The sequence below is a fragment of the Mesorhizobium sp. B2-3-2 genome (genome assembly GCF_006442295.1).
Classification (GTDB): Bacteria; Pseudomonadota; Alphaproteobacteria; order Rhizobiales; family Rhizobiaceae; genus Mesorhizobium.
Genome location: NZ_VFWA01000009.1, coordinates 202134 through 216864, shown reverse-complemented (window position 1 = coordinate 216864; position 14731 = coordinate 202134). Strand labels below are relative to the sequence as shown.

Sequence of the window (14731 nt, the reverse complement as noted above, 5' to 3'; positions counted from 1 at the left end):
ATGGGAACATTACTGTCTAACCTTGGCGAAGAGAACCGCAGAATTGCTCGGTTCTATCAGTCCCTCCGGGCCCACCAACTACACAACTACGTCACTGATTTTTTTTCATCTATTATTTCTTTGCCCAGGCAGTGGGCTCGAAGCCCCGATAAAAGTTAGATCGGATTGCGTTCGAGAGCGATTTCGGGCCCCGTCGCGAAAATTCACTTTCAAGCCGTTCCGGATCACTGGACCGGATTGTGATTTGCGGGTCTGACTCGGAGCCAACCTACCCTAACCCCCAAGAGGCGTCCGGAGGGCTTCTCAAAGTCACTAATTTTGTTGAGTTTCGTGGGTGATCAGAAATCCTCCGGAGGGGGCGCACTCCAGATGGAAGGCGAATTTCCACAGTTTTGGGTGCGATTCTGTCAGCTCGTGACCTTCGTGAACGCTCTCAACAGAGAGACCGTTTTATTCTCGCGGGCGCCCCGAAACGGTCGCGAATTTTCCTTATCGGATACCGCTTTTGACGATCTATCTACTCGCCATCCAGGGGCATAGATTGCAGGAACGGCAGATATTCTCGGATCCGCCACTCTGCGTGGGCGGCTCTACGCATGGGGGCGATCATTTTGGGGTCACTTAGCCAGGGGGCGGCGCGGGCTATTGCGTGAGTTTCGAACCCCAAGCTCGCCAGGGGCGAAAGGAAAATACGCTATGGGCTGTCGCACAAAGAGAATGGATCGGCCACCTAAGAAGGCTGGGCGAGGGGCCGTCCAGTGTGCGTGGCCTAAAATGTTAATGAGCCGGACAGCGACCGTTTAGCAGTACATGCAGAGCTCAGAGGCCGGGTGACAGTGAAGGGAAGTGGCCGCACTAAGGGGAGCTGTTCTACGAGCAACTCACAATGTCCTACTCACGCATTTGTGGCTGTTATTATCCCCGCCTACAACGCAGAACAATTCATCGAACGCACCTTGGCGTCGGTGACAAACCAGACCTACAGAAACATCGAGATAATAGTCGTTGACGACGGTTCGATCGATGAAACTGCATCAATCGTCCGCCGAATATCTAATGACGATCCGCGTATCAAGTTGCTCCAACAGAAGAACAGCGGCGTCGCGTCGGCGCGGAATACGGGGATACGTGCAAGCAAGGGCATCTACATAGCGCCTATAGACGCCGACGATCTCTGGCACCCAACCAAACTCGAAAAGCAGCTGCGTGTTTTCGCTGCAGCAGGCAATGATGTCGGGCTTGTCTATACGCTTTACCGGACGATTGATGCCGATGATAGGGCGATCATTACGCCTAAGCGCACGCACCCGCACGGATGGGTATTCATGCAGCATCTCGGACAGAACTTTATCGGTCACGGAAGTTCGGCAATGTTCCGGCGCGATGTCTTACTCGAAATGGGCGGCTATTCCTCGCGACTGCGCGAAAACGGTGCGGAGGGTTGTGAGGACTTCTTCCTCCAATTGAGTATCGCCTCGAAATACCGGTTCGATGTCGTCATGGAGCACTTGGTCGGATACCGCCGAACGCCAGGGGCTATGTCGCAAGATTTCGTCCGAATGCTCATCTCGCGTCGGATGGTGCTCGAGAGCCTCTTTGCTCGCTGCACCGAGGTGGTGAGCCCGATCCTATCGGATGTGATGTTCCGTAACGATGTCGAGATCGCCAGGCTCGGGCTTAAAAGGCGCCGCTTTGCTGCCGTCGCCATGAACTTCGCCAGGGTGCTCTGGCGATCGCCCTCGCAGTTCGCGAAAGTCGCCGGTGCGACGCTTGCCATTTTCCGGCGCAAGGCGAAGCAAGGAACCAAGCTGGAACGCGAAGGCCGCAGCTCGGGGATCGGGAAATCGTTCTGGGACTACGCTGTCGATGAGTTTTTTGATCGGGGCGAGAATACCGATTACCGCGCCTTGCTCAACAATCTGGCTGTAATGGACAGCAAACTTGGACCCTGCGGAGGCTATTTGGCGCAGCATCCCGAACGAGGAACCTTTGCAGTGCCCCAAGAGGGCGGCGACTCAGACAGCCTGTTTCTGCTTCGAGGCTTGGAATGAAGAAGCTGCTGCTGTCGAAAGAGCAGTCGTCATCGGGCCGCAACTTGGCCCAGGGGGCAGAATGCACTTTAGAGCCGACGGTGAATCAACCGACGGTCAGTGTGACCGTCCTCATTGTCACCTACAATCACGCACGCTACGTAGCGGCAGCGATCGACAGCGTTCTCATGCAAGACGCGGAATTCGGTGTTGAGATCCTGATCAGCGAAGATTTTTCGACGGACGGTACCCGGGAGATCGTTGAGCGGTATGTATCCGATTATCCCGAAAGACTATCGGCGATCTATTCTGGCAGCAATTTGAGATCCAACGAGGTCGTTGCGAGAGGACTCCGGGTCGCGCGCGGGCGCTATGTCTCGATCCTTGATGGCGACGACCTGTGGACATCCAGGACCAAGCTGCGAGATCAGGTGGCCCATCTTGACGAGCATCCTGAGCTCTCGGCCATATTTTACAATGCGCTCGTGGCGCACGGCGACGAGATCACGTCGTGGCGGTGGACGCCACGTGATCAGAAGCCCTTAATCACACAAAGGGAGATCTGGGAAGGCAATCCCTTCGCCACTTGCGGCGGTATGATGCGAACGGCGTGCGTTCGGGATGTACCATCGTGGTATGCAGATTTCTTTCCGATTACTGACTGGCCGCTGTATGTGCACTGCGCAAAGACAGCAGACCTCGCTTTTGTCGACGAGGTGGCAGGTATCTATCGTCTGCACCCGGGTGGGCTTGTATCGGCGCTGCCAGGCCCGCTCAGGCTTGATGCGATCGAGGGATTCTACCGGCGAATGGCGAATGTCATGGATGCCCGTGGGGCACAGTTTGCCCGTGGCGGCTGTTCCCGCTACTTTTACGAATGGTCGAAGCAGTATCTGAACGAAGGTGACTTGCCGTCGGCCAGATCGTGCTTCCTGCGATTGCTGCGAAGCGGCAGTGGCGGAAACAACGTGCCGAAACGCGATATCGCGCGGTTGGCACTGCTCCTGCTGAAATCCTCGGTGCTCGGGAGATGACGGCTTTCCGCAACTTCGAGAATCGCGATCCGGTCCCGTCCTTGCCACAGGCGGCCGTTCGTCCGAAGTGGTCGGTGATGATCCCCGTCTATAATAGCGCCCGCTTTCTTGCCTCAACGCTGCAAAGCGTGCTCGCGCAAGCCCCTGACCCGGCTCATATGCAGATCGAAGTGGTTGACGATTGTTCGTCCGACGATCCGCAAAAAGTCGTGAACGAAATCGGGGGAAGGCGTGTCGGCTTTTTCCGCCAGCCGCAAAACCTCGGCCATATCGGCAACTTCCACACCTGCCTGAACCGAGCCCAGGGGGAACTTATCCATCTCCTGCACGGCGACGATGCCGTCCGACCAGAATTCTACGAATTGCTCGGTCGGGGTTTCGATGCGGACCCGAGAGTAGGTGCGGCGTTCTGCCGGACTGTCTTCATGGACGCCCATGGACAGGAGTTGTCGATCGAACCTGCAATGCAGTCAATCTCCGGACGGCTTGAGAATGCGGTGGTGCGACTGGCGCTCGAACAGCGCATCATGACGCCGTCCATCGCGGTCCGACGCGCGGTCTACGAAGAACTCGGCGGCTTCGACCGGCGGCTGAAATGCAGCGAAGACTGGGAGATGTGGATACGCATCGCTTCTCGTTTTCCCGTCTGGTACGAACCGCAAGCCCTTGCCCTTTATCGGATGCACCCGCAATCGAACACAGGACGCCATATCCGGAGTGCCGGGGACATGGCCTACACGCGAATGGCGATTGATATTTTCAAGAGCTATCTTCCAAGCGAACTCGCGGACGATGTAGCCGCATCGGCTCGGCGGACCTATTCGCAAAGCGCTCTCGAAACCGGGCGGCGGCTGCTTGGCTCCGGTGATTGGGCTGGATGCCTCGCGCAAATGAGTGAAGCCTTCCAACTCGATCCGTCGCTCAAGACAATTGGACGTATGCTGCGACTCGTTGCGAAGCAGGGAGGCGAGATTGTCCGCCCAAATTGAAACTGTGCAACGGCGGCCGGCACGGCTGCGGCAAGATGAGCCCGTCCGTCTCGTTTTGGCCGGATGTGGCGCCGTCACGAAGCTCTACTATGCGGAAGCGCTGTCGCGCCTTCAAGGCAGAGGCCAGATCGCAGTCGCAGGGATCTTTGATCCCGAAGCGAAATCCGCCGCGGTCGTACAGGCGCGGCTGCCCGGAGTGAAGGTTGCAGCCAGTTTCGACGGCCTTTTGGCTGTGGGCGCCGATGTGGCGATCATCGCTTCCCCGCCTCGATACCATCTTGATCAGTCGATGCAGGCGTTGCGGGCCGGCATGCATGTTCTATGCGAGAAGCCGATGGCTACGAGCAGCTCCGACGCGGATCTTATCCTCGCGGCAGCGGCAGCCAACAACCTGCATGTGGCAACAGGGCTCGTCAGAAGGCAGTTCCCTGCCACCCGATCGATAAAGGCCATGGTCGAGGGCGGATTGATCGGAAAAATCCAAAGTGTTTGTTGTTTTGAGGGTGGCCCTTTCCAGTGGCCTGTCGCTTCGACGAGCTATTTCAGCCGCGCGGAATCCGGCGGTGGCGTGCTTCAGGACATAGGTACGCACTGCCTCGACCTCCTGACCTGGTGGTTCGGAGAGCCCCATGAAATCCACTACGCCGATGACGCAATGGGCGGCGTCGAGGCGAACTGCCTTGTCCGGTTAGGTTTTGGCGGCTTCGAGGCAACGGTCCGGTTGAGCCGTGATTGGGCTCGTCCGAACCTTTACCGTCTTGAGGGCGAACGAGGCTCGATTTCCTGGGCAGTCAATGAGACTGAGCTCGTACAGATCGCCTTGAAAGGATGCCGCACGACAGCCACCGCCTCCTTCACCAACACCGACGGCGGATCGCGCGATTTCGTCGACGCGTTCTGCGATCAGATTTCGGACTTGGTCGACACGGTCCGAAATGGAATTCCCCTTTCGGGGTCAGCCACAGCGGGGCGCAACGTGCTCAAGCGAATCGAGGAATGCTATGCCAGACGGAAGCGGCTGGAAATGCCTTGGCTCGGAGCAGAAGACTTTCGCCACGTCATTGCTTCCGCCGAGACCAGACAATGACCGGTACTGTTGCCGTGCTTGGCGCCAACGGCTTCATAGGTTGCCGGACCGTGGAGTTGCTGCATCTTTCCGGCTGGGCAGAGGTGAGGCCGATCGTTCGCAGGCCGAGTGCTTTCGCCAGTCTGTCTCGCTTTGCGATCGATGGAAGGGTGGCGGACGCGCATGACGTTCCGGCTCTTACCGCGGCCCTTCTTGGCTGTCAGTCCGTTGTTCATGCAGTTGCCGGTGATACTCGCACGATCGTCGATGCCGTCGAGCCTGTCTATCGTGCCGCCGCCGCTGCGGGCGTCGTTCGCCTGGTCTACCTCAGTAGTGCATCCGTTCACGGCCAATCGCCGCCGCCCGGGACGGACGAAACGAGCGCGCTGCACGACGGCCAGACGGTCGAGTACAACAATGCCAAGGTTCGTGCTGAACGTCGTCTCGGGGAATTGTCACGGGACGGTGCAATCCAGGTGGTGGTGCTGCGGCCCGGAATTGTCTTTGGCCCGCGCTCCAGCTGGACGGGCGGCTTTGCCAACGATCTCCTCGACGGCTCTGCCTATCTGGTGGATGGCGGCCATGGCATCTGCAACAGCGCTTATGTCGACAATGTCGTTCATGCGATCAAGCTTGCCATCGAAGTGCCCGAGGCGGCTGGGCGAACCTATCTGGTCGGGGACCGCGAAAGGATAAGTTGGGCAGATCTTTGCCGCCCGATCACAGAGGCATTGGGCTTCGACCTGGCTGCGATTTCGGTTTCCGCGCCACTGTCATTCGCACCGAACTGGACACAATGGCTGAGAGATGGCGACCTATACCGGCGGCTTGTCCGAAGCCTCCCAAGACCCGTTCGTAGCGGACTAAAGGTAGGCTATGCCGAGTGGCGGAAGTCAGGGATCGATCAGAAGCCGCCTACGGCTCCAAAGATCAAGATATCTGAAGAACGTGCGCTGTTGCACCGGTGTCGGGTGAAACTCCCGTCGGCCAAGGCCGAGCGCGAGCTCGGATACCAACCGGTGGTCGGCTTCGAGGAGGCATGTCGGCGATCAGTCGCATGGCTAACCTTTGCCGGCTATCCGACTACGCGGAGCCAAGTGGGCGAGAGATGACCGCCAGACCCGCCGCAGCCTGTGTCTCGGTTGTCATTACGACCTATAACCATGCTCGATTTCTCGCGGAAGCGATCGACAGTGTCCGGAACCAGAGCGTGCGGCCCGATGAGATCATCGTTGTGGACGATGGTTCGTTGGACAATCCCGAGAATGTCGTTCGCCGGTATGTAGACGTCCACTACATCCGCCAAAAAAACCAGGGTTTAGCCGCTGCCCGCAATACGGGAATGAAGGCAGCACGTGGCGAATTCATCGCGTTCCTGGATGCCGACGACAGGCTGCGCCCGACGGCGCTCGCCACCAATCTTGCTTTGTTCCATGACAGTCCGGATTGCGCCTTCGTCTATGGAGCCTATTGCTACATCGATGAGGCGGGAGCAGTCAGGAATTCAGTTCCGCTGAGGCCGGTGGGAGAGGACCCGTATGCCGGATTCTTGACCGGCAACCTGATTGGAATGCATGCGACGGTGCTCTATCGCCGTAGCACATTGGAGGCCGCTGGCGGATTTGACCGATCCCTGCGGGCTTGCGAGGATTACGACGTCTACCTTCGCCTGTCCCGGGCAAACAAGGCCGCATGCAGCCCGGCGTGTCTCGCAGATTACCGCAGGCACGCAACGAATATGTCCAACAGCAATCCGATGATGTTGCGCGCGGCGCTAAAAGTCCTTGGCCGGCAGAGGAGTCTTGTGCAGGCCAATCCAGACTGGACGGCCGCCTACCATCAGGGCGTCGAAAATTGGAAACGCTACTATGCGCACATGCAACTGGGACAGCTTAGTACAGCGGTTCGATCCCGTTCTTCGCTCGGCGGTCAGCTCCTGAACACCATTGCCGTTTCGCTCGCAGCGCCCTTGCAGACTACCATGATGCTGCAGCAGCGGTTCAAGGGTTGGTCAAGTCGGCGCCGCTCGGGCGTCCGGTTCGGTGACCTCAGCCGCCCGCTGCCCTTCAGTACAAATTTCGGTTTTGATCGCGGCAAGCCGGTGGACCGCCGCTATGTCGAGACTTTCCTCGCATCATGTTCGCTGAACATATCCGGCAGGGTTCTGGAAATCGGCGACAGCGCCTATACGACCCGCTTCGGAGGCAATCGGGTTGCCAGGAGCGACGTTCTAAACCGATATGAAGGTCACCCGTTGACGACCTTGGTGGGCGATCTGGCCAACGGCGACGATCTGCCGTCCGAAACATTTGACTGCATCGTGCTCACCCAGACCCTTCATCTCCTTTTCAATATGCCTGCCGCGGTCGCAACCCTATGGCGGATGCTGAAACCGGGAGGCGTGCTCCTGGTCACGGTGCCTTGGGTAAGCCCGATTGACCGAGGAGAATGGGGCGAGAGCTGGTTCTGGTCGATAACCCCGGCGGCCCTGGGACGGCTTCTCTCAGACAGGTTCGGGGTACAGAATGTCGAAGTCCGCCACTATGGAAACGCCTATTCGGCTACCGGGTTTCTCTATGGCTTGGCAGAACATGAGCTGAATTCGGCAATGCTCGATGTGCATGACCCATGTTGCCCCGTGATTGTCGCCGCGCGCGCTTTCAGGCGATGAGCGGCGTGACAGTGCGTCAAACTCTCAGCAAGCTCTTGCGACGGGGCCGATTGCTTGCCGGTTACAATCGGCCGCTCGTGCTGATGTATCACCGGGTCGGAGAACCGCTCGTCGATCCTTGGGAACTTTCGGTCTCGCCACAAAATTTCGCACGCCAAATCGAAACCCTGGCAGAGGCACGCGATATTGTTCCCCTGCAATGGCTGGCACAACGGCTTCGGGACGGAAAGCCACCGAGAAATGCTGCGGCAGTCACCTTTGACGACGGTTATGCGGATGTCGTCCAAAATGCCGTGCCGATCATGCTACGCATGAACGCTCCTGTGACCGTCTTCGTCACCACCCATGCGCTCACCGATCCCTCAGTGTTCTGGTGGGATATTCTGTCGCGCATCACTTTGGAGACGCCTGCTCTCCCGGAGAGGCTGGCGATCCAGATCGCAGGCCGAAACTATGATTGGCTCGTGACGGAGGACGCCGCGCGCGCGAAATCGAATCTCGCCATCAGTCGCACGGCGCTCCATTTCGGCTTACACGCACTGCTGAAGCCGTTGAGAGTACACGAACGGAGGAGGGTGCTGCAGCAGCTGGCAAGATGGGCAGGAACCGACGCCAGCCCCCGAAGGCGTGACCGTGCCATGACTCATTCGGAGCTGCGGCATCTCGCCGACACCGGTGGCGTTTCGATCGGTGCCCACACCTGCACGCATCCGTCCCTGCCGTTGCTGAAACGGGACAATCTTGAACGCGAGATCTCCGCTAGCCGCCAACGATGCGAAGAGATCACAGGGCGGAGGGTGTCGGGATTCGCATACCCCTTCGGAGACTTCGACGACAGCACCGCCAAAGCGGTAAGATCTGCTGGCATGGACTATGCAGTAACCACCCTGCCGCGTGAAGCCGGGCCCAGGGTCGATCCCTTCCGACTGCCGCGGGTCACGGTCGCTGATTGGGGTGAGATAGAGTTCCGGCGTACGGTGCTATGCCATGGCTGACCATGCATGCGGAAAACCGCGCGTCACGGCAATCATCGTCGTGTTCAACGGCGAGAGATATCTCCGGGAAGCTATTGACAGCGTTGTAGGTCAAAGCTTCACCGACTGGGAACTCCTCGTCGTCGACGATGGCTCGACGGACCGGTCATCTGTCATCGTGCGCGACTATGCGCAGCGCTCGCCAAGCAAGGTGCGACTACTCTCTCATCCCGACAATGGCAATCATGGTATTAGCGCGTCGCGCAACCGCGGGCTGGCCGAGGCGAGGGGCGACTATGTCGCGTTTCTCGATGCAGACGATACATGGCTGCCCGAAAAGCTGTCCGAACAAGTCTCCGTCATGGAAAGCGATCCGGCGCTCGGCCTAATCTACGGCCGGACGCTGATCTGGCACAGCTGGGAAGAGGCTGCTGGCCGTGCCGACTACTATTACCCGCTCGGAGTCGAACCAAACGCCCGATACGATCCGCCCGTGCTGCTGGAGCTGCTGCTGCAGAACCAGGCCCAGACGCCGACTACTTGCAATGCCCTGATGCGTTCGAGCTTGTTCGCAACCCTCGGGGGATTCGAGAACAGTTTTCGCCTGATGTTCGAAGACCAGACATTCTTTGCCAAGGCGCTCGCATTCGCGCCCGTCTACGTGTCCGGCCGGACCTGGGCGAGATACCGCCAGCACGCCGAAAGCTGCTCTGTTGCCTCCGCCAGGGCAGGCACTGACGAAGCCGCGCGTATCACGTTTCTCAAATGGCTGAATGGGGTGATGGCGGATCAGGGCGCCTCCTTCCGCATTCGTTCCGCAATCTGGAGAGTGCTCGCGCGCGAAACCTGGAAGGCGAGCAAGCGAAGCATTGCGAGACGGCTCCAGCGATGACTTCCGTGCCGCGGGTGACGATCATAACCCCCTTCCTCAATGCGGCGTCAAATCTGGGCGAAGCGATCGCCAGCGTCCGAGCCCAGACGGTTGCGGATTGGGAGCTCTTGCTGGTCGACGACAATTCGACGGACGACAGTGTCAGGATCGCCAATGATGCCGCGGCAACCGATCCCCGAATTAAGGTGCTGCGCAGGCCGCCCGGATCCAAGCGCGGCGCCGCGGCAGCGAGAAACGCCGGAATAGCCGCCAGCTGCGGCGATTTGCTTGCCTTCCTGGATGCAGATGATTTGTACGAGCGGCATATGCTGCAGACGGTCCTGGCGGCAGCCGATGGCAACCCGGATGCCGCAATGATTTTCGGGCCGACCAAATGGTGGTACCCGGATGGAGCGCGCTCCGACTGGATCGAGCCGACGGACGGACTTGCCGCACGCTTGCATCAGCCCCCCAGGCTTCTGGGGCGGCTTCTGCTGATGCAGGACGGCCACGTTCCGTGCACCTGTTCCGTGCTCTTGCGGAGAAGCGCGATTAGCACGGTTGGCGGCTTTGAGGAGCAGTTTGATCTCTATGAAGACCAAGCTCTGTGGGCAAAGCTATTCCTGCGATTCCCAGCCTTCATCACTCCTGTAACTCTCGCACGTTACCGGCAGCATTCCAGTTCGGCCTCGGCGATTGCCACTGAGCGAGGGCTCTACGATCGGATGGGGAAACACCCCGCCCGCGCCGCTTTTCTTGACTGGATCGCGGAGCATATGATGGAAAGTGGAACGCGGGATTTCCGCCTCCAATTGGCGCTGCGGCTGGCACGCGCGCCCTATGTCACGCCTGCAACGATCGGAAGCAAAGCCGAACGGCTTGCCCTGAAGATCATGGTGTGGGTAGCAAAGCAGCGGCGCAGGGTTCGGCGACAGTTTGCGCACGTGGCCAGGTGAAAACAGGCGTCACTTCCTGACCACCCATCGATGCGGGAAGCTGACATTGCCAAAGCCAGGCTGGGCGCTGACCGGTCGATCGTCGAGCAAACCGGGCATGACATCGAACACAGCGGCCGTCTCGACATGGTCTTCGACCACCCTGTCGTCCGCCACCAGCGCCACGTCAATCCTGTAGCGCCCTGGTCTCAGCATAAGGCTGTCCACATGTACCATGTAGACTTCGCCCTGACGGTCATGCAGGGAATGCTCCCGGCTATCAAATGAGGTCACAGGATCCCCGAGATCATCAATGATAGTCACGAGGCACTGCAATGTTTCGCGCGGCCCATCCACCTGAAGCCGAAAAGTTGCCGGCTGCCCGGACGCGACGGGGCCCATTTCATTGAAGACTTCGATGCCGACCACACGGAGGCGGCCGCGCCCGGTGCGCGTGGATCGCACACTCAGATCGGTTCCTGCACGGGCCTCAAGCGTCTGGAGATAATCCCGGACCACGTCCTGAGTCGGGCCGTCCGCCTGGATCATCCCGCCGTCGATAAGGATTGCGCGGGTGCAAAGTCGTTGCAGAACCGGCATCTGGTGACTGACGATCAGCACGGTGCGGCCTGTCCCGGCGATGCTCGCTGCCTTGGCAATGCATTTCTTCTGGAACGTGGCATCGCCGACAGCCAGGACCTCATCGACCACCAGAATGTCGGGATTGACGTGGGCGGCAATCGCGAAGGCCAGACGCAAGTACATGCCGCTTGAGTATCGTTTGACAGGCGTATCGAGAAACGGCTCGACCCCGGAGAAATCCACGATCTCGTCAAGCTTGGAATTGATCTCGACGCGCCGCATGCCGAGTATGGCCCCGTTGAGATAAATGTTCTCACGGCCGGTCAGTTCGGCATGGAACCCCGTGCCGACCTCCAGCAAAGCTCCCAGCCGTCCATGTATCGTCGCGCGGCCGGAAGTCGGCTCCACGATCTTCGCCAGTATCTTGAGAATGGTGCTCTTTCCTGCACCGTTGGGACCGATCACGGCAAGGACTTCGCCTGCGTGCACCTCGAAGGAGACGTTTTTCAACGCCCAGAACGGCTCGTCCGCACCTTTGCGGTGACTTGTATCGGCCTCCCCGCGGAGGCCCCGCCTTTTGCTGGCGAGCGCGTCTCGCAGCGTGGGGAAGCTGTTGTTCGCCACACCAAGTCTATACGCCTTGGAGAGATTGGCAGCCTGAATCACGATGTCGGTCATCACTCAGATCAGGTCCGGAAACGCGCGTTCGGATTTTGAGAAGATAGTCAGTCCGGCAACGAGAAGGGCTAACGAGGAGAGCGTTGATATCGAGATCATGAGCCAGTCCGCAGGCGTGCCCAGTACGCTCCAGCGGATGGCTTCGACTGTCCCCACCATTGGGTTTAGACTATAGAGCGGCCGCCACAATTGAGGGACGAGATTGGCTGGATAGACGATCGGGGTCATGAACAGAAGTATCTGAAGGCTGAACGGCAACAGATAGCCCACATCGCGAAAGCGAACGTTGATCGCCGACAATGCCACGCCCACTCCAGTCGCTGACGCAGCCATTACGAGCACGAACAGCGGCAAGAAGACTGCTTGTGGTGCCGGCCAGCTTCCGAATGCCAGCATGGCGGCGAACAAAAGAGCGAAGCCGACGAGCATATCGGTCAGGCATGAGGCCATCGTGGAGATGGGAATGATCAGACGCGGGAAATAGACGCGTTTCACCAGTTCCTGGTTTCTGACGAGGCTGCCCGTCATGCTGGCGACGGCTCGCGAAAAAAAACTCCATGGCACAAGCCCACACAGAACAAAGAGCGGGTATGGCGCGCCGTTGGACGAAATGCCTGCGAGCTTGCCGAAGAAGATGCTGAAGACCGACATAGCAACGAGCGGCTGCAGCATTGCCCAAAGGATGCCCAGATAAGTCTGCCGGTATTTGACCTTGAAATCACGCCAGGCCAGGAAGAACACAACTTCCCGATATCGCCAAAGCTCGGAAGGTTCGAACAGTCCTCGCTTGCGGGACGGATCGATGATTGTCACGACAGCTGATTGTGCGCCTGTCCGGTCCGACACGATGATGGCGTCCGCCTCCCTTGACAGCCCATTGAGGCCTACATTTCCACGCAGTGCAATCAGCACTTTTGATGGTGCCTGTCGTTCCACGACCCTCACCATTCGAGAGCGCATAGCAGCCGCCCATAATGCTCGACCAGATCCTTCGGAGGCGCGAGATCGCGCCGCATATTCCCCGTTGCTCGATAAGTCCAACCGGACGGAGGGACTTTATGTTCGATCCGGATGCTAACGAACACCTGCCGGGCCGTCTGAGTTCTACCGCTATTCTCCCACCTGTGCTGGGTTTGTCGGGGATATATTTCCCTATTGAAACCTGTGGTGATGTTATGCCCATCGAAGATAGTCAGGCTACAGAAATCTGTCGTTTTTACAGTGTAGTGTATGCACTGCACCGCTGGTGACAGGGTCCTTAAGATGTGCCATTGTCCAATGGGGTGGTACTATTTGCGCGGATTTGGGTTGTTCGGGCGATGCGCGTTGCGCGAACCATCATTGCGTGGAAGGAGTGACATCTCATTGGCAATTCAGACGGCTTGACGAGTCAGCGTTCATAGCTCCTGAGCAAGCTGCAAAGCTTTGGGTCGGAAATGAAAAGTGTTCTTGTCGCGGGAGCAGCCGGGTTCATCGGATCCCATCTGGTTGATAGACTGTTGTTAAGGCAAGAAATAAATCGAATTGTTGCTGTTGACAATTTCTGGACCGGTACGCGTGCCAATTTAGATCATATCGCCGACCCTCGCTTGGTCGTGGTAGATGTGGCTGTTGAAGATTTTCAGCAGGGGAGCCTTTTTGACGAGATCTATCATCTCGCCTCACCCGCTTCGCCTCCTTGGTATATGCAAGATCCGGTAAGAACCATCTCGGCCAACGTAATAGGAACTATGCGGCTTCTGGCCCTTCTTCGCGCCGGGGGCCGCTTCTGTTTCACGTCCACGTCTGAGGTTTACGGCGATCCGCTGGTGACGCCGCAACCGGAAACCTACAGGGGCTCCGTTGATTGCACGGGGCCGCGCTCATCGTATGACGAAAGCAAGCGTTGCGCCGAGGCCCTGCTTTTTGAGAGTAACCGATTGAGCGGGCTCGACATTCGAGTTGCAAGATTGTTCAACGTCTACGGACCGAGGACACGACCTGACGATGGACGTGCAGTATCAAATTTCATCACGAATGCGCTGTTCGGCAAACCTATAATCGTTTTTGGCGACGGCTTGCAGTCGAGGAGTTGGGGATACGTCAGCGATATCGTGGACGGCCTAGAGCAATTCTTCTGGGGGGAGGAGCATGGTTATATTGGTCCCCTGAACATCGGGAACGATCGTGAGATTTCCGTTGTCGATGTTGCCCGTTACGTCGCGGGCTTGGTGCCGGGCACTAAAATCGTGCATGTTGATCCGATCCCCCAGGATCCGACGAACCGCTGTCCGGACTTAACTCTAGCGCGCAGGATCATCCCCGGCTGGGCCTGTCAAATACCTCTTGAAGAGGGTGTGCGCCTCACCCTGGATTGGTTTCGCCGCCAGCAACAGAAGGACTTGTCCAGTGTGTCCTCGGACTCGATGGTTGCCGCATCGGTGTGAGTGGGACCCGCCCCGATAAAATGTGACCGGAAGGCTCCGCCCGCGGCAATGCATGCTTCCCCAGCAACTCCTCCAACGCGTGGTCGGCAACCTTATGGGTGTTCGAGCGGCGCGGATGGCCTCGGCGACGATCCCAGTTCGTGATGGTCACACCTTGCGCTGGCAAGTAATAAGGCCCGTACGACCGGAAGGCTGGGCGATCAGAGGCAGTGGCATGTCTTGATCAGGAAGATTACTCCCACAACGTAAGGCAGAGCTAAAAGCCCCAAGGCGATCCAGAAGCCGGGTTCGGCCATTGCGGCGAGATCTGACAGAAGTTGCTTCATGTCGCCTCGGTCCCCGCCCCTGATCGCTCCGCATCCGATCCACAAGGAAAGAGCCCGCTCTTGAGGGAGGGGGAAGCGGGCTCTTGGCTGGGGCTTATGACCCAGCAGCACGGCGGACTTGAATTTGTACTGCGCCGGCTGCTGTCCAA

12 protein-coding genes are annotated in these 14731 nt (G+C 58.6%); 10 read left to right on the top strand and 2 right to left on the bottom strand.

Annotated elements, in window-relative coordinates; translation table 11 throughout:
* Positions 1–905 precede the first annotated feature (905 nt).
* Genes FJ964_RS21040 through FJ964_RS21000 form a run of 9 tightly spaced genes read left to right on the top strand, consistent with a single transcriptional unit; the run spans position 906 to position 10591 of the window.
* Complete coding sequence (locus tag FJ964_RS21040) at positions 906–2051, top strand: glycosyltransferase family 2 protein (RefSeq protein ID WP_181172557.1); 1146 nt, start codon at positions 906–908, stop codon at positions 2049–2051.
* On the top strand, positions 2048–3064 hold the full coding sequence (locus FJ964_RS21035; protein ID WP_140552171.1) for a glycosyltransferase family 2 protein: 1017 nt from the start codon (positions 2048–2050) through the stop codon (positions 3062–3064). The genes FJ964_RS21040 and FJ964_RS21035 overlap by 4 nt, the downstream gene beginning before the upstream one ends.
* Entirely contained in the window at positions 3061–4053 is a 993-nt protein-coding gene (locus FJ964_RS21030) for a glycosyltransferase (RefSeq protein ID WP_140552170.1), read from the top strand. The genes FJ964_RS21035 and FJ964_RS21030 overlap by 4 nt, the downstream gene beginning before the upstream one ends.
* Entirely contained in the window at positions 4037–5140 is a 1104-nt protein-coding gene (locus tag FJ964_RS21025) for a Gfo/Idh/MocA family oxidoreductase (protein ID WP_181172556.1), read from the top strand. The genes FJ964_RS21030 and FJ964_RS21025 overlap by 17 nt, the downstream gene beginning before the upstream one ends.
* Positions 5137–6231, top strand: a complete 1095-nt coding sequence (locus FJ964_RS21020; RefSeq protein WP_181172555.1) for an NAD-dependent epimerase/dehydratase family protein — start codon at positions 5137–5139, stop codon at positions 6229–6231. The genes FJ964_RS21025 and FJ964_RS21020 overlap by 4 nt, the downstream gene beginning before the upstream one ends.
* Positions 6228–7790: a glycosyltransferase gene (locus FJ964_RS21015; RefSeq protein WP_140552167.1), complete on the top strand. Its 1563-nt coding sequence runs from the start codon at positions 6228–6230 to the stop codon at positions 7788–7790. Before FJ964_RS21020 ends, FJ964_RS21015 begins: the two co-directional genes overlap by 4 nt.
* A complete protein-coding gene (locus FJ964_RS21010; protein WP_181172554.1) occupies positions 7787–8785 on the top strand; it encodes a polysaccharide deacetylase family protein in 999 nt (332 codons plus the stop codon). The genes FJ964_RS21015 and FJ964_RS21010 overlap by 4 nt, the downstream gene beginning before the upstream one ends.
* A complete protein-coding gene (locus FJ964_RS21005; protein ID WP_140552165.1) occupies positions 8778–9656 on the top strand; it encodes a glycosyltransferase in 879 nt (292 codons plus the stop codon). Before FJ964_RS21010 ends, FJ964_RS21005 begins: the two co-directional genes overlap by 8 nt.
* Positions 9653–10591: a glycosyltransferase gene (locus FJ964_RS21000; protein ID WP_181172553.1), complete on the top strand. Its 939-nt coding sequence runs from the start codon at positions 9653–9655 to the stop codon at positions 10589–10591. Before FJ964_RS21005 ends, FJ964_RS21000 begins: the two co-directional genes overlap by 4 nt.
* 9 nt (positions 10592–10600) lie before the next feature.
* Here the strand turns inward: FJ964_RS21000 and FJ964_RS20995 are convergent, their stop codons facing one another.
* The gene (locus FJ964_RS20995) at positions 10601–11830 is read right to left on the bottom strand and encodes an ABC transporter ATP-binding protein (protein ID WP_140552163.1); all 1230 of its coding nucleotides are present in this window, start codon (positions 11828–11830) and stop codon (positions 10601–10603) included.
* A 3-nt stretch (positions 11831–11833) separates the two neighbouring features.
* Entirely contained in the window at positions 11834–12766 is a 933-nt protein-coding gene (locus FJ964_RS20990) for an ABC transporter permease (RefSeq protein WP_181172552.1), read from the bottom strand.
* A gap of 500 nt (positions 12767–13266) precedes the next feature.
* On the opposite strand from FJ964_RS20990, the gene FJ964_RS20985 reads away from it, so the two are divergent.
* Positions 13267–14256: an NAD-dependent epimerase/dehydratase family protein gene (locus FJ964_RS20985; protein WP_140552161.1), complete on the top strand. Its 990-nt coding sequence runs from the start codon at positions 13267–13269 to the stop codon at positions 14254–14256.
* The last annotated feature ends 475 nt before the right edge of the window (positions 14257–14731 follow it).